This window comes from Halorubrum wangae, from assembly GCF_051194135.1.
In the GTDB taxonomy this organism is placed as follows: domain Archaea; phylum Halobacteriota; class Halobacteria; order Halobacteriales; family Haloferacaceae; genus Halorubrum.
In genome coordinates this window covers 155,131-174,961 of the sequence record NZ_JBLZNH010000003.1, presented here as the reverse complement: position 1 = coordinate 174,961, position 19,831 = coordinate 155,131, and the positions used below count along the sequence as shown (strand labels likewise).

Below are 19,831 nucleotides of genomic sequence, written 5' to 3'. Positions count from 1 at the left end.
GCCGGGCCGCGCTCTCTCCCGGTATGACGATCCGCGAATCCGACCTCCCGGGCGTCGGGAAGAAGTTCGAGATCGAACTCGACGACGGCGAGATGGTCGTCGTCATCCACAACACGGGGAAACGCGAGGTGTTCCGCCGACCCGACCCGGGCGCCGACTCGGAGAAGGTGTTCGAGTTCAGCGACGACCTCGCCCGGACGATCGGTTCGATCATCGAGGGCGCGTACTTCCAGCCGGTCGAGCCCGACACCCAGGAGACGACGCTGCCCGGCGGCATCCTCCTCGAGTGGTACGAGATCCAGCCCGGCTCACCGCTGATCGGCGAGACGCTGGAAAGCGCGGATGTCGGCAATCAGACCGGGATCGCCGTCGTCGCGATTCAGCGCGGCGACGGCGTCGTCGACAGTCCGTCCGCCGACACCAGGTTCCGCGAGGGCGACACCGTCATCGGGGTGGGGACGCCCGAGGACTGCGCGGCGTTCGAGGAGCTTCTCACCGGATGAGCGGTCGCGACGACGCTGTCAGATCGAGCGTCACAGGCGCCGTTTCCGGAGGTAGCCGGTAGTGGCGCTGCTCGACGTCGGCGTCATGTTCGCCGCGGTCGCGGTCGCCGGCTGGACCGCGAACCGCGTCGGTCAGTCCGTGATCCCCTTCTACATCGTCGCCGGGATGCTGCTCGGAGAGTTCGTCCTCGGACGGCTCTCACTGCCGGCGGTCGGGACCGTCTACGTCCCCGAGACGGAGTTTATCGCGCTCGGCGCGGAACTCGGTATCGTCTTCCTCCTCTTTTTCCTCGGCCTGGAGTTCAACCTCGGTCGCCTGCTCGCGCGCCGGCGACAGATCGGGACGGCGGGCACGATCGATCTCGCGAACTTCGGGGTCGGCCTCGTTCTCGGTTGGTTCGTCTTCGGCGCGCTCCTGCCCGCCGTGTTGCTGGCCGGGATCGTGTACATCTCCTCGTCGGCGGTGATCACGAAGTCGCTGCTCGACCTCGGGTGGATCGCCAACGACGAGGCCGAACCGCTGCTCGGGACCTTAGTGTACGAGGACCTGTTCATCGCCGTCTACCTCTCCGTGACCTCGGCGCTCGTGCTCGGCGGTGGCGACGTCGGCGCGGCCGCAGTCGACGTCGGCATCGCGATCGGATTCATCCTCGTGCTGCTGGCCGCGGTTCAGTTCGGGACGCCCTTGTTCGACCGTCTGGTCGCGACCGACAAGCCGGAGTTCATCGTGCTCCGATCGATCGCGGCCGTGGTGCTCGTCGCGGGAGCGGCGCTCGCGCTCGGCGTCAGCGAGGCGGTCGCCGCCTTCTTCGTCGGGATGGCGTTCGCGCCGACCGACTACACCCACGAGATCGAGACGCTCCTCGAACCCGTCCGCGACACGTTCGCGGGTGTGTTCTTCTTTTGGATCGGGTTGGTCACCGACCCGCTGCTGTTCGGCGGCGTGGCTGCGCTGATCGCGCTCGCGGTCCTGGTGACAACGCCGACGAAGCTCGTTACCGGCTTCTTCGCCGGACGCGCCTTCGACCTCGACACCAAGCGATCGACCCGCGTCGCGCTCGGGATGACGACCCGCGGGGAGTTCTCGCTGATCATCGCGACGGTCGCCGTCACCGGGGCCGAGGCCGGGACGTTCGATCCGGCGCTCGCGCAGACGATAAACGCCTTCGCGGTCGGCTACGTGCTCGTGATGGCGATCCTCGGCACGACGCTGATGCAGTACTCCGCGCCGTTCGAGTCGATCGCTGTCTCGTGGCTGGAGCGGTCTCCGGAGGCCGACCCCGTCGCCGGGGACTGAGGCGCGGTCGATCGGGCGCTCGGTCGATTCGCCGCCGACCGCTCCCGCGACACCACCGTCTCAAAAAACGTCGCCGCCGAAACGCTCGCCGCTCACTGCTCGCCGTTCAGCTCCGCGAACACGGCGTCGACCATCTCGCCGGTGTCCTCGATGATCGCGTCCATCTCTTCGTCGTCGACGGGTAGCCCGAGAAGCCTCGCTATCTTCATGATCGAGACGTGGTAGACCACCTGTTCGTCGGGCGACTCCTCCCAGATGATCATGTTACACGGGAACAACCCGCCGATGCGTTTATCCGTCGCGTCGAGCGCGCGGTCGGCCATCGACGGGTTGCAGGCGCCCAGCACGTAGTACGGGTCGCGATCCGCGTCGATCTTCTCGTTCAGCATCTCCGACGGGGAGAACTCCACCGGGATGCCGAAGCCGGCGTCGGTACACACCTCGCGGACGCGCTCGACGGCAGATTCGTGGTCCGTCGAAAGGGACGCCCGTTTCTCGCCGTACTCCTCGGGATCGATCTCGTTCGGGTCGAACGGAAGAGCCATGCGCTCACTCCGCGACGGCGACGCAAAAAGGTCGTGCCCCGGGGTCCGGACCCTACTCGGTCGCGACCGGACCGCGACCAACGAGCTCCTCTACCTCCGCGACGAACTCGCTACGGCTCTCGAACAGCGGGACCTCGGAGTCCGCGAGCACGTCGTCGAGGTCGCGCGGGCCGTCCGGGGATCGGACGGCGGCGTCGCCCTCCTGTGCCACCACGTCGCTGCGCTTCGCGGGCCACGTGAGCCGCGACGCGACGCGGACGATCGGCTCGCCGGCCACGTCCGGCCCGTCGCCGAGCTCGACGGCCGGTTCGCTCTCTTCGGCCTCCTCGTTGTCGCTCATACCCCGCGGTTCCGGTCCGGCGACACTAATGGTTTCGATGCGAATCGGCCGCCGACCCCCGCGACGGACGGTCGGAGACAGGGTGGAACCGCTCCGCGGTGACGGCCGCCGTTCGACCCCGGAATAATTCGGTGTCAGAACTATACTATTCGGTAATAAATTCCGCTTGGGGAGAAGGCACACGATTCCCGCATCTCGCGTCGGACGTTCGACGCGTCGGTTTCCGGGATCTCTCACCCGTTTTATCGCTGCGGCTCGACCGGTCCTTGGCGCCGATCTTTTCCCGCTCTCGCGCCGTCGACCGCCACTCTCGGAGCCGCCGCCGGGTGCGGTTCGGGCCCCGAACGCCTCCGCGGACTACCGCCAGCCGCGGTCGGTGTCGTTCAGCCGTTCGCAGCCGTCCGCCGTGACCACGACGAGGTCCTCGATACGGCAGCCGAACTGCCCGTCGAGGTAGACTCCCGGTTCGACGGAAAAGACCATCCCCGGTTCGAGTTCGCGATCGTTGCCCGCCACGATGTACGGCTCCTCGTGGACGTCGAGCCCGACGCCGTGGCCGGTCCGGTGGACGAACGCGTCGCCGTACCCCGCGGCCTCGATCACCCCCCGCGCGGCGTGGTCGACCGCCGCGGCCGTGACCCCCGGCTCCACGGCGTCGACCGCGGCCGCCTGCGCCTCGCGCACCGCCTCGTGGACGCGTTCGTACGCCGGCGGCGGGTCGCCGTCGAAGACGAGCGTGCGCGTCTGGTCGGAGGGGTAGCCGTCCACCCGCGTCCCGAAGTCGAGCACGACTGGCTCACCGGCCCGAATCTCACGGTCGCCGTGGCCGTGGTGCGGCTTCGCGCCGTTCGGGCCGCCGCCCACGATGGTCCCGAAGGAGACGCCCGTCCCGCCGTGAGCGGCCAGCCGGTCGCCGATCCAGTCGGCGAGTTCTCGTTCGCTCATCCCGACGGCGTCGGCGCCCAACTCGCGGAGGTCACGCACGGTCGCGTCCGCGGCCTTGGCCGCCTCTCGCAGGGCTGTTAGCTCAGCGTCGTCCTTGCGTATCCGGAGGTCGGCGAGGACTTCGCTCGCGAGTCCCCACGTCACGTCCGGCGCTGCCGCGCGGAGGTCCTGCGTGAACGTCGCCCACATCGTGTCGTCGACGAGCAGGCGCCCCTCGCGGAGACCGAGGTCAGCGAGCAGGTCTCTCGTGGCGGCGACCGGATCCTCGCCGTCGGCCCACGTCCGGACGGCCGCGACCGTCGTCTCCTCGCGGACCTGCGTCTCGTAGAGCGCCGGAACGAGGAGGGTCGCCGCGTCGTCTCCGTGTGCCGCCGCCGGCACCGCGAGCAGGAAGTGCCGCTCGCCCGGCTCCTCGTCGAACCCGGTGAGATACTGGAGGTTCCGACTCGGGAAGCAGACGAGTCCGTCGGCGTCCGCGTCTCGAAGCCGCGCGGCGGCGCGCCGCCGTCGGTCCGCGTGAGTGTCGTCGGTCATGACCGATCTCGGCTCGGCGGCCGCTTATAAGTAGACCCTCGTTGACGGGGCGGCAAGCGACGCATAACCATATAGGTCGCCGTGCTACGGGGAATCATGAGCATCGAGAACGCGTCGACGTTCGACTGCCCGGAGTGCCACGTGAGCGCTCCATCGGCGTCCGTCCCGTACGACACATTCGGCTACGCGGTCTGTCCGGTCTGCTCTCACACGAGAGGACCGACCGGGGGCGCCTGAGTCGCCGTCGCTGGCCGAAGCCCGGGCCGGCGTCTCCGGCCGGTTCCGCCGACCGTACGGTTCTGCCGACCGCGTCCGAACCGCGTCGTTTTACCCGCCGGGGCCACCCCGTGAGGTATGAGCTGGTCACTGGGACGCGAGGACGACACGATCACCGAGTGGGAGCGGTCCGACGGCTACGCGACGGTCCGGCTCCGCGAGCGCAGGGACGGCGGGTTCATCGTTCGACTCGACGTGATGGAACAGGCCGCCGACGAGTCGACGTATGAGCGCGAACGCTTCGACGACCGGGACGCCGCGATCGCCCGCGCCGAAACGTGGCGCGAGGAGCGCACCATCGAGGACTGAGCCGACCCGTCTGACCTGTTCGCTCCGTATGGCCTTTTAAACTGATTCTGCGTCGTCGCCGAGGAACGTCTGACACTCGACGGTCCGGCCGTCCGGGTCCTCGGCGAAGAACTGGTAGATGTCGTACCGCTCGTTCTCTCGCGGCGCCTCCACCGCACGCGGCGCGCTCGCTTCGTCACGGCGGCGGCTTGATTCGGCGAGTCGCTCGCGGACCGCGTCGACCGCGTCGCGGTCGGGGTAGACGAACGTGAGCGTCCCGCACGTCTCGGTCACGTCGCGGTCACAGAAGCCGAACAGGAGGTTGTCGTACCGCAGAATCGTGCAGTCCGGCTGTTCGAGCCGCGTCTCGGCGTCCAGCACCTCGCGGTAGCAGTCGACGACGCCGCCGCGGTTCCCCGTTCCGTAGAAGACGATTCCGGGCATACGCGAGCGGTCGCTTCCCGCTTACTTCACCGCTCCGGGTGGATCGCCGCGTCGAACCCGCCCCTGACGAGCGGCTTCGCGACGTGACGGCGGGCGCTCGGCGGAACCTCGTACCAACCGGGCTCCACGTCGCGGTCCACCTCGCGGTCGACCTTCCCGGGCGCGGCGGTGTCGCAGTCGCGGCAACGGTACCCCTGCCCTCGGCCCGCGGACGACATCGACCGGCCGCAGTCCGGGCACGTCGGCACCGCCGGCTCGGTCCGTACGAGGTCGCGCACGGCGAACTTCTCCAGTTTGAGCGTCGCTGTCGGGCCGTTCGACTGCTCGCCTCGCCCGTCTGTACCCCTCGTCTCCCGACGCTCGTGCTCGCCGCACAGCGTCACTCGGTCGCCCGGTCGGAGGGCGCGAACGTGATCACGGAAGCGACCGGTCGGCGCGAACGCGACGCAGCGGAGGCGTGCCGGGTCATCACTCCCGTCAGCTCCGTCAGCCGCGACGTCGAGGTGGACGTGCCCCCCGCGTTTCGTCTCCGGTTCGGTCGCGACCACGCCCGCGACGCGGTAGCCCGCGCCGTCGCGGAGCGCGCCGATCTGTCCCGGCGCGAGGTGGGCGTCGGTGCCCTGATTCGTGCGGAACGTCGCAGCGCGCTCGACTGGTTCGCTCACTATCGCCGCCGCGACCTCCCGGCACGCGGTCGGGTCGTCGCCGCGGATCCCGTGGAGGATCGGGCCGGGCGCGTTGGGGACGCAGACGGCCGCCCCCGTCTCGCGGTCGACGGTGTCCCAGACGGTCGGGTAGCCGGCGTCGGCCGCCGCGAAGACGCTCTCGACGTCGACGTCGCGCGGCGTTCCGCAGCGGTCCAGTTCGCGGTAGGAGATGCGCTCTGTCGTCCAGTCGTCGAACGCGGCCGGGGCGCCGACCGCCGCGAGCGCACCGATCCGGCCGCGGCCGGCGACGGCCGACCCGTCTTCTCCGCCGGTCCCGAACGCGGCGTGGCGGTAGCCGTGCGCCTCGGCGAGCGACAGCGCCTCAGCGAGGTCAAGGCGGTGCCGGAGCGCCCGTCTGGCGAACGCGGCCACCTCGTCAGGGATCGGCGGGTCGGTCGCGGGGGCGTCGCCCGTGGTACTGACGGGGCCGTCCGGGTCGAACAGGTCTCTGGTGACGTCGACGTCGGCGACCACGACGCCCGGCGAGGTCCGCGGGTCGTCGGCGGCGGCGAACTCCCGGACCGTCGCCGCGGCGAGGTCGAAAGCCGTCTCGGCGTCGACGCCGGCGACGTGGACCGCGACGGCGGCGTTCCCACGCGTCTTGTGTTTCACGGCGGGGTTCAGCCGGACGAGGAGGCGGCGACGGACCCGGCCGCCGGCCGATTCGAGCCGCTCGGCGAGCCGCGCGCCGACGTACGTCGTGCACATCCCGCGCTCGCGCGAATCGGTGTCGTCGACGGCGACGATGGGCATACGCGTCCTTGCCCGCTGGCGAACAAACCGGTTTCGCCCGGGCGTTTCGTCGGGCGCTCGGCCTCGTTCACGGCCGGTGGGTCACCACTGGCTCGAACGACAGTATATAACTGATCCGGCGCTCTCGACGGGAAAACCGCAAGCGGGCGGCGCTTTTGTTTGGATACAACTGACACAACGCATATATACGGCGAGCCGCTTATTTTTGGGCATGTCCCGGACTGCGCTGATCGAAAACATCACTGCGATGCTGGAGGACGCGGGATTCCTCGTGAGCGACCAGTGTGCGGTCCGGCCCAAGAGCTTCGACGTGGCAGCACGGCGCGACGAGGACCTCCTCCTGTTGAAGATCCTCGGCAACGTCGACGCGCTGGACGCGGAGACCGGCGCGGAGATGCGCCGGCTCGGCGAGTACCTGCAGGCGACGCCGATGGTGCTCGGGATCCGGACCCGCGACGAGGAGCTGAAGCCCGGCGTGGTCTACTTCCGTCACGGCGTCCCGGTCATCAATCCCGACACGGGGTACGACTTGTTCGTCGAGGGGATGCCGCCGCTTATCTACGCGGCCCCCGGCGGGCTCTACGTCAGCCTCGACGGCGACCTCCTCGCCGACGAGCGCGAGGAGCGCGGCTGGTCGCTCGGACGACTCGCGACGGAGTTGGGGGTCTCCCGACGGACCGTCTCGAAGTACGAGGACGGGATGAACGCCTCTATCGAGGTCGCGATCCAACTCGAGGAGCTGTTCGAAGAGCCGTTCTCCAGCCCGGTCGACGTGCTGGAGGGCGCCGGCGAGGTGCGCGACGCCGACCCGACACCCTCGGCGCCCGCGACCGACCCCGACGACGAACACGTCCACCACGTCCTCACCAACGCCGGCTTCACGGTCCACCCGACCGCCCGCGCGCCGTTTAAAGCCGTCTCCGAGGACGATCAGCACGCCGAGACCCGCGTACTCACCGGCCACTCGGCGTTCACCCCCGCCGCGGAGAAGCGCGCGCGGATCATGTCTTCCATCGGCGAGGTGGCTCGCACGCGATCCGTCTACTTCACCGAGGAGAACGAGAAGCGTGAGTCGGTCGACAGCACCGCGCTGGTCTCCTGCGAAGAGCTTGCGGACATCACCGACCCCGAAGAGATCCGCGAGCTCATCTGGGACCGGGCGGAGCCGCCGTCCGAGGCCTGACCGACCGACCGAACCCTGCCTTCTCAGCGGCCGAACAGCCGACTGAAGAAGCCGCGGCTGCGCTTCTCGTCTGCCTCTTCCGCATCTCCATCGTCCGTAGCCTCGCGTTCGACCTCCTCCGTCTCATCCGGCTCGTCCGCCCCGTCGCCCTCGCCGTCCTCTGCGAGGCCGGTGCTCCTCGTCCCGGTGTCGTCGTCGCGGAACGGGACGCTTCCGGCGAGTTCGTCGTCGGGGTCGTCCGCAGGTTCGGCGTCGGTTGCATCGTCGTCCGCCGCTGATTCGTCGTCCGCCGCTGATTCGTCGTCCGCCGCCACAGAGCCTTCGCCGTCGTCCGCCGCGGAGTCTTCGTCTCCGCCGTCCTCCGTATCGTCCGCGTCCGTGCCCTCGAACGCCTCCGCCTCGTCGATGTTCTCCTCGATCATCTCCTCGAGGTCGTCGGCGTCGACGTGTTCCTCGCCGACGGTCTCCGTTCCGACGTCGGCGGCCTCGCGGTCGGCGGTCGACTCCTCGGCCGTCTCCGAGGCGCCCGCCTCCGCGTCGGCGACGATGATGTCCTCGTCCGCCGCGTCGGTCACCTCCACGTCGTCGTCGTCAGCGTCAGCAGCGTCGTCCGCATCGTCCGCTCCTTCCGTCTCGCTCGCGTCGGCCGTCGGCGCCGCGGTCGCTGCGGTCTCGTCGTCGGTCTTGTCCTCGTCCGAAACGGCGTCGTCGTCGAGCCCCGCTCCGTCGACGGTCGCGCCGGTCAGCGCTCGCGTGAGGTCACGGTATGCGCGGGTCGCGGGCGCGTCGGGTGCGAATGTCGCGAGTGGACGGTTCGCCGTCGCCGCCCGCACCACCGCGTCGTCCTCCGGGATCCGGCCGAGAATCGTCGCGTCGAGGATGTCGGCGATATCGTCGAGTCCGTCGGCGGCGACCTCGTCGGGGTCGACGCGGGTGATCGCGGCCCCGGCGACCGTACCGCCGAGCCGCTCGGCGAGCTGTCGGGTCTTTTCGGTGTCGCCAAGGGCGTTCCGCTCGGCGGTCGAGACCAGCAGCGTCTCGTCGGCGATAGCGAGCGGGAGACTCGAGTCGTGCGAGAGCCCCGCGCCCGCGTCGACGAACACGTAGTCGGCGCCCTCGAAGGCCGCGACCGCGTCCGCGAGGCCTGCGGGATCCGCGGACGCGTAGGCGTCGAGGTCGTCCGCGCCGGGGACGACGCGGAGTCCCTCCGGCCCCTCGTGAACCGCGTCGAGCGGTTCGGCCCGGTCCGCGAGCACGTCGTGAAGCGTCGTCTCGCCGGGCGTCACGCCTAGTGCACCCGCGAGGTTCGCCATGCCGATGTCGGCATCGATCGCGACGACGTCGGCGCCGGATCGTGCGAGGATCGTCGCCATCGCCGCGGTCGTGGTGGTCTTCCCGACCCCACCTTTCGCCGACGCGACCGCATAGACCGTTGTCATACGGTGGTGGACCGCCGACTGGCACTTAAATGTAGGCGGCGGCCGTCCGCCGTCTCGCCTCGACCCGATGGTTTCACCGTCGATATCGGCCGAAACCCCCGCGCATTTTCGCAAACACCTTATACGTCGCTTGTAGAGTTTCAGGCGATTAGTAGTATGGCGAGACCAGAGGTGCTCGACCGGATCAAGGAGGCTGAACGGGAGGCGGACGAGATCATCGCGACGGCGGAATCGGACGCCGACGAGCGCCTCGCCGAGGCTCGAGAGCGCGCGGACGAGATCCGCGCCGAGGCCGAGGAAGAGGCGGAGTCCGAGGCCGCGGAGCGGATCGAGGCGGCTCGCGAGGATATCGAGGAACGGAAGGAGGAGATCCTCGAGGCGGGCCGGTCCGACCGCGACGAGCTCGAACGCGAGGCCCGCGAGCGCGTGGATTCGGCCGTCGACTACGCAGTCGAACGGTTCGAGGAAGCGGTGAACCAACAGGCCGAGGAGGCGGTGGATGCTCAGGCCTGAGCGGATGAGCAAGGTGTCGGTGACGGGCTCGAAGCGCGTCATCGACGACGTCATCGAGGCCGCGTACGACACCCACTCGCTGCACGTCACGGACTACGACGAGCGCTACGAGGGGTTCGCGCCAGGTGAATCGCTCGAGGGCGCCGAGACGGTGAACGAACGGCTCGTCACCGTCCGCTCGCTGGAGAGCGTTCTCGACGTCGAGGGCGACGAGGTCGACGCGGCCCGCGCGCTCGACGACGAGGTGCTCGAACGCGAACTCGCGGACGTCCGCGAGAGCGTCAACGAACTCGACGACCGTCGCGACGAGCTTCGAGCCGAGATTCGCGACCGCGAGGAGGAGATCGACCGGATGGAGCCGTTCGCGGACCTGGGGATAGAACTCGACCTGCTCCGCGGCTACGACTCGCTGGAGGTCGTCGTCGGCGAGGCGAAGCCCGACGCCGTCGAGGCGACGCTCGCCAACGCCGACGGGATCGACGCCTACGAGGTGTTCGCCGGGAGCGACGTCGTGGCAGTCTTCGCGCGGCCCGCCGACGGGGCCGAAGCGGGCGTCCTGCAGGACTCGCTCGTCGGCGTCGACATCGCGCTGCTTGAGGTGCCGGACGCCGAGACCAGCCCCGCCGAGTACGTCGCGGAACTGGAGCGTGAGTGCGAGGACCTGCGCGCGGACCTCGAATCCGTCGAGGCCGACCTCGCGGCGACGAAAGAGGAGGCGGCCGCGTTCCTCCTCCGCGCCGAGGAACAGCTCACCATCGAGGCGCAGAAGAAGGAGGCGCCGCTCTCTTTCGCGACCACCGAGAACGCGTTCATCGCCGAGGGATGGATTCCCACGGACGCCTACCCCGACTTCGAGGCGGCCATCGCCGACGCCGTCGGCGACCACGCCGAAGTCGAGGAGCTCGAACGCGCCTCGTTCACGCCGGGCGGCGACCATCACACCGAAGCCGTCGACCACGGCGGCGACGGCGACACCGGCAGCGAACCGGCGGACGCAAGCGACGCGACCGCCGAACGAGAGGCCGCCACCGACGGCGGCCACGCGCCCCACGGCGACGACGAACCGCCGGTCGTCCAGGACAACGGAAGCGCGGCTGGCCCCTTCGAGCTGCTCGTGCAGGGGTTCGGGCGACCGAAGTACTCGGAGTTCGACCCGACGCTCCTGGTCTTCCTCACGTTCCCGCTCATGTTCGGCTTCATGATCGGTGACGTGGGATACGGCGTGCTGTACGCCGCCATCGGCTACTTCCTGTACAGCAGGTACGACGGGACGTTCCGCGAACTCGGTGCCGTCGCGATGTGGGCCGGCGGCTTCACGATCCTGTTCGGGATCTACTTCGGCATCGACCTGTTCGGCTACCACGCCTACCAGCTGCTCCCGGGTGAGATCCACTGGCCCGTCGACGGTAAGGGCCTCTCGCCCGCGGACATCGACTGGGCGCTGTCGTTCCTCGTCGCCAGCGTGCTGTTCGGGCTCGTCCACCTGAACGTGGGTCACACCCTCTCGTTCGTGAGCAACTACCAGCAGCACGACCTGAAACACGCGCTGTACGAGGGCGGCTCCTGGCTGCTGATCCTCAACGGCGCGTGGCTGTGGATCTTCAGCCAGCACGTCCCCGGCCCGAAGCCCGACTTCCTCTTCGAGTCGTTCTCGATTCTCACCTTCGGGGCGGTGTCGTTCGCCGGCTTCCCGGTCGCGGTCGGATACGCCGCCATCGCGGCCATCCTCGCGGGTATCATTCTGCTCGCCATCGGTGAGCCGCCGGAACTCGCGGAGGTACTCTCGCCGATCGTCAACGTCATCTCGTACGCGCGTATCATGGCGGTGCTGCTCGCGAAGGGCGGCATGGCGCTCGCCGTGAACCTGCTCGCGTTCGGCGCGTACATCGACGAGAGCGGCGAGGGGAGCTTCCACTTCATCTTCTCGGCGGAGCACCTCGCTCACGTCCAGGAGACGCCGAGCGAGGAGCTGGTCTTCGCCGGAATGACGACCGCCTTCGACCCGGCCGCGATCGGCGCAGTCGGCGTCGTCGCGCTCGTCGGCGGAATCCTCGTGGCGGTCGTCGGGCACGTCGTCGTCCTCGCGCTCGGGATCACCTCCGCCGGCATTCAGGCGGTGCGTCTCGAGTACGTGGAGTTCTTCGGAAACTTCTACAGCGGCGGCGGGGACACGTACCTGCCGTTCGGTTACGACCGGAAGTACACCACCGAGGACAACTAGCCGACCGCCAGCCGTCTCCGTTCGGCGTTTGCGCCGTTCGGACCCGCTGTACTCGTTTGATCTCGTCCCCGTCGTCACCTCGATTTCGACGGGACGATGTCTTCGCCAGCCGTGACTTTGGATTCCGTTTTGGCCGCGCTATTCGGTCGTTTTGGGAAGCTTTATGACTACTGTGGAGGCAAATAGCAACTGTTCGGAGACGAGCAACCGCAACTACTACCAATGCTTGAAGCTACCAACGAACTCGGGAATGCCGTACTGTCCACTGGTGGAACGCTGACCGACCCCAGCGCCGCAGCAGCCCTCGCTGTCGGGCTCGCGGCGCTCGGCGCGGGCTATGCCGAGCGTGGTATCGGTTCGGCGGCTGTCGGCGCGATGGCCGAGGACGACGACCTCTTCGTCAACGGGCTCATTCTGACGGTGCTTCCCGAGACGATCGTCATCCTCGCACTCGTCGTCGTCTTCATCGTCTAAGCGGTACTTCCTTTCACACCAATGAGTTTGGACACTGTCGTTGAGGACGTTCGAGACGAAGCCCGCGCGCGTGCAGAGGAGATCCGCGAAGCGGCGGAGTCCGAGGCGGACGAGATTATCGCCGAGGCCGAAGCCGACGCCGAGCGGATCCGCGAGGAGCGACTCGCCGAGGCCGATCGCCAGATCGAGCAGGAGCGCGAGCAGACGCTCTCCTCCGCGAAGCTCGAGGCCAAACAGGAGCGACTCGGGGCCCGCCGAGACGTCCTCGAGGACGTCCACGACGACGTCAAGGCGGCGCTCGCCGACCTCGACGACGACCGTCGGCGAGAGCTGACCGAGACGCTGCTCGACGCGAGCCTGGCCGAGTTCGACGACGACGACGACGTCGCCGTCTACACCCGTGCCGAGGACACCGAGCTCCTCGAGGATCTCGTCGCGGACCGCAACGCCGAGGTCGACGGCGAAGTCGACTGTCTCGGCGGCGTGGTCGCCGAGAGCGACACCTCTCGCGTTCGCGTGAACAACACGTTCGACTCGGTCCTGGACTCCGTCTGGGACGACGAGTTGAAGAACATCTCGGAGCAACTGTTCGACCAATGAGCGCCGTCGGGAGCTCGAACCCAGAGTACGTCGTCGCGCGGGTTCGTGCCCGTCGCGGCAGCCTCTACGGCGACGAGGAGTACCGGAAGCTGACTCGCATGGGCCCGGCGGAGATCGCCCGGTTCATGGAGGAGTCGAGCTACGGGAAACAGATCAACGCCCTCGGGAGCCGCCACGGCGGCGTGGACCTCATCGAGTACGCGCTGAACCTGAACCTCGCGGAGCAGTTCGAGGGAATCTTGGACTGGAGCGAGGGATCACTGTACGACCTCATCGCCCGGTACCTCCGCAAGTTCGACGCGTGGAACGTGAAGACGATCATCCGCGGCGTCTACACCGGCGCGGCTCAGTCCGACGTCGAAGTCGACCTGATCCGTGCCGGCGAGTTCGACGACCGCCGGATCCGTCGACTGCTGGAGGCCGAGTCCATCGACGCCGTCGTCGACGTGCTGGCGGACACGATCTACGGGCCGCCGCTGCGCGAGGCGTATGCCGAGTACGAGGAAACCGACGTCCTGGTGCCGCTCGAGAACGCCGTCGACCGCGCGTTCTACGAGCGACTCCTCTCCGGGCTCGGCGGCGACGAGCCGACCCGGCAGTACGAGGCGTTCCTCAAGGCGGAGGTCGACTTCCGGAACGCGACGAACGCCCTCCGGCTCGCCCGGTCGGGCGCGGACATCGACCCCGCCGAGTACTTCATCGAGGGCGGCGAGCTGTTCACTCGCGGGTCGCTCGCGCGGCTCGCGCGGAACCTCGACGAGCTCGTGGAGTACATCGCGGACAGCCAGTACGCCGACGAGCTCGGCCCGGCGCTACGCGAACTCGAGGAGGCGGACAGCCTCATCGCGTTCGAGCACGCGACCGACGCCGCGCTGCTGGCGTACGGCGACCAGCTCGGCACGATCCACCCGGTGTCGATCACTCCGATCATCTCCTACATTCTCGCGAAGGAGCGCGAAGTGGAGAACATCCGGGCGATCGCCCGCGGCAAGGAGGCCGGCCTCTCGGCTGACGAGATCGAATCGGAGCTGGTGATAACATGAGTCAGGAGATCGCCGTCGTCGGCAGCCCCGAGTTCACTACCGGGTTCCGGCTCGCCGGCGTGCGGAAGTTCGAAGACGTACCGGACGAGGAGAAGGACGAGCGGCTCGACGACGCCGTCGAACGGACCCTCGACGACGAGGACACCGGCATCATCGTGATGCACACCGACGACCTCGACCACCTCTCGCGGGGGACCCGCGAGGCGGTGGAGGGGAGCATCGAGCCAGTGCTCGTCACGCTCGGCGGAGCCGGCGCCGGCAGCGGCGGGCTGCGCGACCAGATCAAACGAGCCATCGGGATCGACCTGATGGAGGAGGACGACTAACATGAGTAAAGCAGAATCCACGGAGACCACCACAACCGAAAACGGTGTTATCCAGAGCGTGAGCGGTCCGGTCGTGAGCGCCCGCGACCTCGATGCCCGCATGAACGACGTCGTCTACGTGGGCGACGAAGGCCTCATGGGGGAAGTGATCGAGATCGAAGGCGACATCACGACCATTCAGGTGTACGAGGAGACCTCCGGGGTCGCCCCCGGCGAACCCGTCGAGAACACGGGCGAGCCGTTGTCGGTCGACCTTGGTCCGGGCATGCTGGACGCCATCTACGATGGCGTTCAGCGTCCCCTGGACGTCCTGGAGGGCAAGATGGGCAGTCCGTACCTCGACCGCGGGGTCGACGCGCCCGGTATCGACCTCGAGAAGGAGTGGGAGTTCGATCCCACCGTCGAGGTCGGTGACGAGGTTGGCCGCGGCGACGTGGTCGGCATCGTCGAAGAGACCGTCACCATCGACCACAAGGTGATGGTCCCGCCGGACGCGCTCGAAGAGGGCGAGACCACCGAGGTCACCGCCATCGAGTCGGGCTCGTTCAACGTCACCGAGGCGGTGGCCGAACTCGCCAACGGGGCGAACGTCTCGATGCACCAGGAGTGGCCCGTCCGCGAGGCGCGCCCCTCCGCGAACAAGAAGACTCCCCGGACGCCGCTGGTGTCCGGACAGCGCATCCTCGACGGGCTGTTCCCCATCGCGAAGGGCGGGACGGCCGCGATTCCGGGGCCGTTCGGCTCCGGGAAGACCGTCACGCAGCACCAGCTCGCGAAGTACGCCGACGCGGACATCATCGTCTACGTCGGCTGCGGCGAGCGCGGTAACGAGATGACCGAGGTCATCGAGGACTTCCCCGAGCTGGAAGACCCGGCCAACGGCAACCCGCTGATGGCACGCACCTCGCTCATCGCGAACACCTCGAACATGCCCGTCGCGGCGCGTGAGTCCTGTATCTACACGGGAATCACGATTGCCGAGTACTACCGCGACATGGGGTACGACGTCGCGCTGATGGCCGACTCCACCTCCCGGTGGGCGGAGGCGATGCGCGAGATCTCCTCCCGGCTGGAGGAGATGCCCGGCGAGGAGGGGTACCCCGCGTACCTCGCCGCCCGGCTCGCGCAGTTCTACGAGCGCGCCGGCTACTTCGAGAACATCAACGGGACGGAGGGCTCCGTCTCGGCGATCGGCGCGGTGTCGCCGCCCGGCGGCGACTTCTCCGAGCCGGTCACCCAGAACACGCTGCGTATCGTCAAGACGTTCTGGGCGCTCGACGCGGACCTGGCGGAGCGCCGCCACTTCCCGTCGATCAACTGGAACGAGTCGTACTCGCTGTACAAGGACCAGCTCGACCCGTGGTTCGAGAACGAGGTCGCCGACGACTGGGCCACGAAGCGCCAGTGGGCGGTCGACGTGCTCGACGAGGAGACCGAGCTGCAGGAGATCGTCCAGCTTGTCGGGAAGGACGCCCTGCCCGACGACCAGCAGCTCACGCTCGAGGTCGCCCGCTACCTGCGCGAGGCGTACCTCCAGCAGAACGCGTTCCACCCGGTGGACACGTTCTGTCCGCCGGAGAAGACGTACCTCATGCTGACGACGATCGAGACGTTCAACGACGAGGCGTTCGACGCCCTCGAGGCGGGCGTCCCCGTCGAGGATATCGTCGACACCGAGGCCGCTCCCCAGATCAACCGGATCGGCGTCCAGGAGGACTACGAGGAGTACGTCGAGGAACTCAAAGCGGAGATCACCGAGGAACTCCGGAGCCTCTACTAACATGAAAGAGTATCAGACAATCACCGAGATCAGCGGCCCCCTCGTGTACGCCGAGGTCGACGAGGCTATCGGATACGACGAAATCGTCGAGATCGAGACGGCACAGGGAGAGACGCTGCGCGGACAGGTGCTCGAATCCTCGGAGGGCGTCGTCGCCATCCAGGTGTTCGAGGGCACCTCCGGTATCGACCAGAACGCGTCCGTCCGCTTCCTGGGCGAGACGATGAAGATGCCCGTGACCGAGGATCTCCTCGGACGGGTCCTCGACGGCTCCGGCCGCCCGATCGACGACGGCCCGGAGATCGTCCCCGAGGAGCGCCAAGACATCGTCGGTGCGGCGATCAACCCGTACTCCCGGGAGTACCCCGAGGAGTTCATCGAGACGGGCGTCTCCGCAATCGACGGGATGAACACCCTCGTTCGCGGCCAGAAGCTTCCGATCTTCTCCAGTTCCGGCCAGCCGCACAGCGAACTGGCGATGCAGATCGCCCGGCAGGCGAGCGTCCCGGAGGAAGAGCAGGAGGGCGAGGACGGTTCCGAATTCGCCGTCATCTTCGGCGCGATGGGGATCACGGCCGAAGAGGCGAACGAGTTCATGGAGGACTTCGAGCGCACGGGCGCACTCGAGCGCTCCGTCGTCTTCATGAACCTCGCGGACGACCCCGCCGTCGAGCGGACGGTCACTCCGCGGATGGTGCTCACCACGGCCGAGTACCTCGCCTTCGAGAAGGACTACCACGTCCTCGTCATCCTGACGGACATGACCAACTACTGCGAGGCGCTCCGTGAGATTGGAGCGGCCCGCGAGGAGGTTCCGGGTCGACGCGGATACCCCGGGTACATGTACACCGACCTGGCGCAGCTGTACGAGCGCGCCGGGCGGATCCAGGGCCGTGACGGGTCGGTAACGCAGATCCCGATCCTCACGATGCCGGGCGACGACGACACGCATCCGATCCCGGACCTGACCGGGTACATCACCGAGGGACAGATCTACGTCGACCCCGACCTCAACAGTCAGGGCCTGCAGCCGCCGATCAACGTTCTCCCCAGCCTGTCGCGGCTGATGGACGACGGCATCGGCGAGGGGCTCACCCGTGAGGACCACGCCGACGTGAAAGACCAGATGTTCGCGGCGTACGCGGAGGGCGAAGACCTGCGCGACCTCGTGAACATTGTCGGTCGCGAGGCCCTCTCGGAACTCGACAACAAGTACCTCGACTTCGCGGACGCCTTCGAGTCGGAGTTCGTCGACCAGGGCTTCGACCAGAACCGCGACATCGAGGAGACGCTGGAGATCGGCTGGGACCTGCTCTCGATGCTCCCGAAAGACGCCCTCAATCGGGTCGACGAGGAGTTCATCGAGGAGCACTACCGCGAAGACGACTCCGAGCGCAAGGTCGTCGAAGCGGCCGACTGACTCGGTACGCTTTCTTCTCACTTTTCGCCCGCGCAAACAGCGACGGCGTCGGTATCGCGCGCACCCGCACGTCACGACTGAAAAGAATTATCCGCCTCGGAGCGGAACGTTCCCCCAATAAGATGGCCAAGGACGTCAAACCGACGCGGAAGAACCTGATGGCGATCGAGGACCGCATCGACCTCTCCGAGCGCGGTCACGACACTCTCGAGCAGAAGCGTGACGGCCTCATTATGGAGTTCATGGACATCCTCGATCAGGCCCAGGACGTCCGTTCGGACGTCTCAGAGACCTACGCGACGGCCCAGCGCACGATCAACATGGCCCGCGCGATGGAGGGCGACGTCGCGGTCCGCGGCGCGGCCGCGGCGCTGAAAGAGCACCCGGAGATCACCACCCAGTCGAAGAACATCATGGGCGTGGTCGTCCCGCAGATCGAGTCCTCGAAGGTCAAAAAGAGCCTCGACGAGCGCGGCTACGGGCTGCTCGGCTCTTCCGCCCGCATCGACGAGGCGGCCGACGCCTACGAGAACCTGCTGGAGAAGATCATCCTCGCGGCCGAGGTCGAGACGGCCATGAAGAAGATGCTCACCGAAATCGAGACCACCAAACGCCGCGTGAACGCCTTGGAGTTCACGCTCCTCCCGCGCCTGTACGAGAATCAGGAGTACATCGAGCAGAAGCTCGAAGAGCAGGAACGCGAGGAGATATTCCGCCTGAAGAAGATCAAGGCCAAAAAGGAGGAAGAGGAGAAGGCGGAAGCCGCCGAGGCCGCCGCGACCGAGGAGCCGGAACCCGCTGACTGACCGGCTCCGTCCCGCCGCACTGCCCCGAACCACCGACCGAAGTCGCTGTCTCATCCATCTCGATTCGCATGTCCTGTCCTCGCTGTGACGCCGCCCTCGTCGTCTTCTCCGTGCCGCCCGCCCTCCGCGAGCACGCGCCAGCCGCGACGACGGCGATCTGCACGCGCTGTCTGCGGACGTTCGACGCCGACGAAGCCTTCGATGCTGACTCTCCCGACGTCGTCGACGAGGAATCGCTCGGGGACCCCGACTTCACTGCCGTGGACCCCGCGTTCCCGGGGGGCGAGGCGGGCGTAGCGCTCGCGCTCGTCTGCGGGAAGCTGGAGTCGTTCGCGCTCAACCGCGCCTCGATTGAGGCCCTGGTCGACCACGCGGAGCGCTCGGGCGTCGACGTCTTCGCCTTCTTGGAGCGGCTCGACGCTCCCGACGCGGCCTTCGATCTCGACCGGCGACGGACGGCGCTGTTCGACCTGCTCTGAGACGGACACCACCCCGGCGTCGCCGCGGTCGACGCTCGATGCAGTCAGACGTCGTCGAGGTCGACTCCCGGGGGGTCGTCCCACTCGTCGTCCCCGTCCGCCTCGTCGTCGGCCTCGGTTCCCGCCGGACCGAGCGGCTTCTCCCCGCGCCGCCGCTCGTGAACTGCGAGACCGGCCTTGCGCGCGTCGCTCCCGCTGGCGTAGGGATCCTCTGAGGGGTCGTACGACTGCTCGTCTCGCTCGAACAGATACGCGAAGAGACCGAACAGCGGGACGACGAAGGCGATAAGCGCCCACTTCCGCCGGTCCATCCCGTGTTTTGGCGCGTCGACGTAGACGTACGCCGCGAACCCGAAGAGCCACACGAGCGGCACGCCGACGAGGATGGCGACGGCGATCGGTTGCATACGTTGGCTTCGGGCTCGTCGGCTTAAACGCACGGGTGGATTTCGGCCGGAGCGCGCCCGGAGAGCTGCCAGATCGCGGTCGTTGCCGCTCCGGTGAGTCGGCTCTGGCCGAAGCACACTATTCGGTGGAGTGCGTACCGATCTCATGCAGCTATTCTGGCACCGACGGGACCCGCGAACCCGGGACAACGCCGGGCTCGCGGCGGCTGCACGGGCGGGGCGCGTCGTCCCCGTCTTCGTCTACGACGCCGACCTGTTGGGGACGATGGGTGCGCGCCAGCGGGCGTTTTTCCCCCGGCACGTGAATCGACTGGAGGCGCGCTACCGCGAACTCGGGAGCGACCTCGTCGTCCGCGCGGGCGCCCCCGACGAGGTCCTCGTCGACCGGAAGACGGGTACGAGCGCGCGCAGCGCGTCTTCGAGGCAGCGCTCGGGGAGCGTTGAGCGTCCGCTTCTTATAAATGACTGCAGTTGGCGTGCGCCTCGTGCGACCGCTCTCGGCTGCCGA

Annotated in this window: 22 protein-coding genes and 1 pseudogene; 16 read left to right on the top strand and 7 right to left on the bottom strand. The window is 68.0% G+C overall.

Translation table 11 applies throughout. The features are described from left to right. The first annotated feature begins 23 nt into the window (after window positions 1-23). Together ACNS84_RS10905 and ACNS84_RS10900 are read left to right on the top strand one after the other, a co-directional pair. Window positions 24-503, top strand: a complete 480-nt coding sequence (locus ACNS84_RS10905) for a cation:proton antiporter regulatory subunit (RefSeq protein ID WP_435074893.1) — start codon at window positions 24-26, stop codon at window positions 501-503. Window positions 504-564: 61 nt separating this feature from the next. Continuing rightward, window positions 565-1,800, top strand: a complete 1,236-nt coding sequence (locus ACNS84_RS10900; RefSeq protein WP_435074892.1) for a cation:proton antiporter — start codon at window positions 565-567, stop codon at window positions 1,798-1,800. Between the two features lie 92 nt (window positions 1,801-1,892). Here the strand turns inward: ACNS84_RS10900 and ACNS84_RS10895 are convergent, their stop codons facing one another. The 3 genes from ACNS84_RS10895 to ACNS84_RS10885 all read right to left on the bottom strand — a co-directional run bounded on the left by ACNS84_RS10895 (window position 1,893) and on the right by ACNS84_RS10885 (window position 4,164). After that, window positions 1,893-2,345: a DUF302 domain-containing protein gene (locus ACNS84_RS10895; protein WP_435074891.1), complete on the bottom strand. Its 453-nt coding sequence runs from the start codon at window positions 2,343-2,345 to the stop codon at window positions 1,893-1,895. A 52-nt stretch (window positions 2,346-2,397) separates the two neighbouring features. Continuing rightward, window positions 2,398-2,685 carry a DUF5789 family protein gene (locus tag ACNS84_RS10890; RefSeq protein WP_435074890.1) on the bottom strand — a complete coding sequence of 96 codons (288 nt, stop codon included), beginning with the start codon at window positions 2,683-2,685 and terminating at the stop codon, window positions 2,398-2,400. A gap of 357 nt (window positions 2,686-3,042) precedes the next feature. Further along, window positions 3,043-4,164, bottom strand: a complete 1,122-nt coding sequence (locus ACNS84_RS10885; RefSeq protein ID WP_435074889.1) for an aminopeptidase P family protein — start codon at window positions 4,162-4,164, stop codon at window positions 3,043-3,045. A 96-nt stretch (window positions 4,165-4,260) separates the two neighbouring features. Between ACNS84_RS10885 and ACNS84_RS10880 the strand changes: the two genes are divergently transcribed. Both ACNS84_RS10880 and ACNS84_RS10875 read left to right on the top strand, forming a co-directional pair. After that, window positions 4,261-4,401, top strand: coding sequence for a hypothetical protein (locus tag ACNS84_RS10880; protein ID WP_435074888.1), 141 nt, complete (start codon window positions 4,261-4,263; stop codon window positions 4,399-4,401). A gap of 117 nt (window positions 4,402-4,518) precedes the next feature. Further along, window positions 4,519-4,749, top strand: coding sequence for a DUF7543 family protein (locus tag ACNS84_RS10875; RefSeq protein ID WP_435074887.1), 231 nt, complete (start codon window positions 4,519-4,521; stop codon window positions 4,747-4,749). A gap of 36 nt (window positions 4,750-4,785) precedes the next feature. On the opposite strand, the gene ACNS84_RS10870 is transcribed toward ACNS84_RS10875, so the two are convergent. Both ACNS84_RS10870 and ACNS84_RS10865 read right to left on the bottom strand, forming a co-directional pair. After that, a complete protein-coding gene (locus ACNS84_RS10870; RefSeq protein WP_435074886.1) occupies window positions 4,786-5,172 on the bottom strand; it encodes a VOC family protein in 387 nt (128 codons plus the stop codon). A gap of 26 nt (window positions 5,173-5,198) precedes the next feature. After that, window positions 5,199-6,632: a TiaS agmantine-binding domain-containing protein gene (locus tag ACNS84_RS10865; RefSeq protein ID WP_435074885.1), complete on the bottom strand. Its 1,434-nt coding sequence runs from the start codon at window positions 6,630-6,632 to the stop codon at window positions 5,199-5,201. A gap of 211 nt (window positions 6,633-6,843) precedes the next feature. Between ACNS84_RS10865 and ACNS84_RS10860 the strand changes: the two genes are divergently transcribed. Beyond that, the gene (locus ACNS84_RS10860; protein WP_435074884.1) at window positions 6,844-7,815 is read left to right on the top strand and encodes a transcriptional regulator; all 972 of its coding nucleotides are present in this window, start codon (window positions 6,844-6,846) and stop codon (window positions 7,813-7,815) included. Between the two features lie 23 nt (window positions 7,816-7,838). Here ACNS84_RS10860 and ACNS84_RS10855 read toward each other — a convergent pair whose 3' ends face one another. Beyond that, entirely contained in the window at window positions 7,839-9,254 is a 1,416-nt protein-coding gene (locus ACNS84_RS10855; RefSeq protein WP_435074883.1) for a nucleotide-binding protein, read from the bottom strand. Window positions 9,255-9,410: 156 nt separating this feature from the next. Between ACNS84_RS10855 and ahaH the strand changes: the two genes are divergently transcribed. The 10 genes from ahaH to ACNS84_RS10805 all read left to right on the top strand — a co-directional run bounded on the left by ahaH (window position 9,411) and on the right by ACNS84_RS10805 (window position 18,916). Then, window positions 9,411-9,767, top strand: coding sequence for an ATP synthase archaeal subunit H (ahaH, locus tag ACNS84_RS10850; protein ID WP_435074882.1), 357 nt, complete (start codon window positions 9,411-9,413; stop codon window positions 9,765-9,767). 4 nt (window positions 9,768-9,771) lie between these two features. After that, window positions 9,772-11,988, top strand: a complete 2,217-nt coding sequence (locus ACNS84_RS10845; RefSeq protein ID WP_435075164.1) for a V-type ATP synthase subunit I — start codon at window positions 9,772-9,774, stop codon at window positions 11,986-11,988. 222 nt (window positions 11,989-12,210) lie between these two features. Next, window positions 12,211-12,462, top strand: a complete 252-nt coding sequence (locus tag ACNS84_RS10840) for an ATP synthase subunit C-like protein (protein ID WP_127116581.1) — start codon at window positions 12,211-12,213, stop codon at window positions 12,460-12,462. 21 nt (window positions 12,463-12,483) lie between these two features. Next, window positions 12,484-13,062: a V-type ATP synthase subunit E gene (locus tag ACNS84_RS10835; RefSeq protein WP_435074881.1), complete on the top strand. Its 579-nt coding sequence runs from the start codon at window positions 12,484-12,486 to the stop codon at window positions 13,060-13,062. After that, window positions 13,059-14,105 carry a V-type ATP synthase subunit C gene (locus ACNS84_RS10830; protein ID WP_435074880.1) on the top strand — a complete coding sequence of 349 codons (1,047 nt, stop codon included), beginning with the start codon at window positions 13,059-13,061 and terminating at the stop codon, window positions 14,103-14,105. The genes ACNS84_RS10835 and ACNS84_RS10830 overlap by 4 nt, the downstream gene beginning before the upstream one ends. Continuing rightward, on the top strand, window positions 14,102-14,431 hold the full coding sequence (locus tag ACNS84_RS10825; protein WP_435074879.1) for a V-type ATP synthase subunit F: 330 nt from the start codon (window positions 14,102-14,104) through the stop codon (window positions 14,429-14,431). Before ACNS84_RS10830 ends, ACNS84_RS10825 begins: the two co-directional genes overlap by 4 nt. 1 nt (window position 14,432) lies before the next feature. Then, the gene (locus ACNS84_RS10820; protein ID WP_435074878.1) at window positions 14,433-16,211 is read left to right on the top strand and encodes an ATP synthase subunit A; all 1,779 of its coding nucleotides are present in this window, start codon (window positions 14,433-14,435) and stop codon (window positions 16,209-16,211) included. Between the two features lies 1 nt (window position 16,212). Next, window positions 16,213-17,631, top strand: a complete 1,419-nt coding sequence (locus ACNS84_RS10815; RefSeq protein ID WP_435074877.1) for a V-type ATP synthase subunit B — start codon at window positions 16,213-16,215, stop codon at window positions 17,629-17,631. A gap of 122 nt (window positions 17,632-17,753) precedes the next feature. After that, window positions 17,754-18,437, top strand: coding sequence for a V-type ATP synthase subunit D (locus ACNS84_RS10810; protein WP_435074876.1), 684 nt, complete (start codon window positions 17,754-17,756; stop codon window positions 18,435-18,437). A 68-nt stretch (window positions 18,438-18,505) separates the two neighbouring features. Then, window positions 18,506-18,916 (top strand): DUF6276 family protein, encoded by a 411-nt coding sequence (locus ACNS84_RS10805; RefSeq protein WP_435074875.1) that lies wholly within the window; start codon window positions 18,506-18,508, stop codon window positions 18,914-18,916. 44 nt (window positions 18,917-18,960) lie between these two features. On the opposite strand, the gene ACNS84_RS10800 is transcribed toward ACNS84_RS10805, so the two are convergent. Continuing rightward, entirely contained in the window at window positions 18,961-19,323 is a 363-nt protein-coding gene (locus ACNS84_RS10800) for a hypothetical protein (protein ID WP_435074874.1), read from the bottom strand. Window positions 19,324-19,468: 145 nt separating this feature from the next. On the opposite strand from ACNS84_RS10800, the pseudogene ACNS84_RS10795 reads away from it, so the two are divergent. Beyond that, window positions 19,469-19,708: pseudogene (locus ACNS84_RS10795) on the top strand (deoxyribodipyrimidine photo-lyase); the annotation flags it as partial. Window positions 19,709-19,831: the final 123 nt, after the last annotated feature.

Excerpts from the sequence above, each read along its gene's own strand:
- ACNS84_RS10905 (WP_435074893.1), top strand. The coding sequence starts at position 24 with ATGACGATCCGCGAATCCGACCTCCCGGGCGTCGGGAAGAAGTTCGAG.
- ACNS84_RS10895 (WP_435074891.1), bottom strand. The coding sequence starts at position 2,345 with ATGGCTCTTCCGTTCGACCCGAACGAGATCGATCCCGAGGAGTACGGC.
- ACNS84_RS10890 (WP_435074890.1), bottom strand. The coding sequence starts at position 2,685 with ATGAGCGACAACGAGGAGGCCGAAGAGAGCGAACCGGCCGTCGAGCTC.
- ACNS84_RS10885 (WP_435074889.1), bottom strand. The coding sequence starts at position 4,164 with ATGACCGACGACACTCACGCGGACCGACGGCGGCGCGCCGCCGCGCGG.
- ACNS84_RS10880 (WP_435074888.1), top strand. The coding sequence starts at position 4,261 with ATGAGCATCGAGAACGCGTCGACGTTCGACTGCCCGGAGTGCCACGTG.
- ACNS84_RS10875 (WP_435074887.1), top strand. The coding sequence starts at position 4,519 with ATGAGCTGGTCACTGGGACGCGAGGACGACACGATCACCGAGTGGGAG.
- ACNS84_RS10870 (WP_435074886.1), bottom strand. The coding sequence starts at position 5,172 with ATGCCCGGAATCGTCTTCTACGGAACGGGGAACCGCGGCGGCGTCGTC.
- ACNS84_RS10865 (WP_435074885.1), bottom strand. The coding sequence starts at position 6,632 with ATGCCCATCGTCGCCGTCGACGACACCGATTCGCGCGAGCGCGGGATG.
- ACNS84_RS10860 (WP_435074884.1), top strand. The coding sequence starts at position 6,844 with ATGTCCCGGACTGCGCTGATCGAAAACATCACTGCGATGCTGGAGGAC.
- ACNS84_RS10855 (WP_435074883.1), bottom strand. The coding sequence starts at position 9,254 with ATGACAACGGTCTATGCGGTCGCGTCGGCGAAAGGTGGGGTCGGGAAG.
- ahaH (WP_435074882.1), top strand. The coding sequence starts at position 9,411 with ATGGCGAGACCAGAGGTGCTCGACCGGATCAAGGAGGCTGAACGGGAG.
- ACNS84_RS10845 (WP_435075164.1), top strand. The coding sequence starts at position 9,772 with ATGAGCAAGGTGTCGGTGACGGGCTCGAAGCGCGTCATCGACGACGTC.
- ACNS84_RS10840 (WP_127116581.1), top strand. The coding sequence starts at position 12,211 with ATGCTTGAAGCTACCAACGAACTCGGGAATGCCGTACTGTCCACTGGT.
- ACNS84_RS10835 (WP_435074881.1), top strand. The coding sequence starts at position 12,484 with ATGAGTTTGGACACTGTCGTTGAGGACGTTCGAGACGAAGCCCGCGCG.
- ACNS84_RS10830 (WP_435074880.1), top strand. The coding sequence starts at position 13,059 with ATGAGCGCCGTCGGGAGCTCGAACCCAGAGTACGTCGTCGCGCGGGTT.
- ACNS84_RS10825 (WP_435074879.1), top strand. The coding sequence starts at position 14,102 with ATGAGTCAGGAGATCGCCGTCGTCGGCAGCCCCGAGTTCACTACCGGG.
- ACNS84_RS10820 (WP_435074878.1), top strand. The coding sequence starts at position 14,433 with ATGAGTAAAGCAGAATCCACGGAGACCACCACAACCGAAAACGGTGTT.
- ACNS84_RS10815 (WP_435074877.1), top strand. The coding sequence starts at position 16,213 with ATGAAAGAGTATCAGACAATCACCGAGATCAGCGGCCCCCTCGTGTAC.
- ACNS84_RS10810 (WP_435074876.1), top strand. The coding sequence starts at position 17,754 with ATGGCCAAGGACGTCAAACCGACGCGGAAGAACCTGATGGCGATCGAG.
- ACNS84_RS10805 (WP_435074875.1), top strand. The coding sequence starts at position 18,506 with ATGTCCTGTCCTCGCTGTGACGCCGCCCTCGTCGTCTTCTCCGTGCCG.
- ACNS84_RS10800 (WP_435074874.1), bottom strand. The coding sequence starts at position 19,323 with ATGCAACCGATCGCCGTCGCCATCCTCGTCGGCGTGCCGCTCGTGTGG.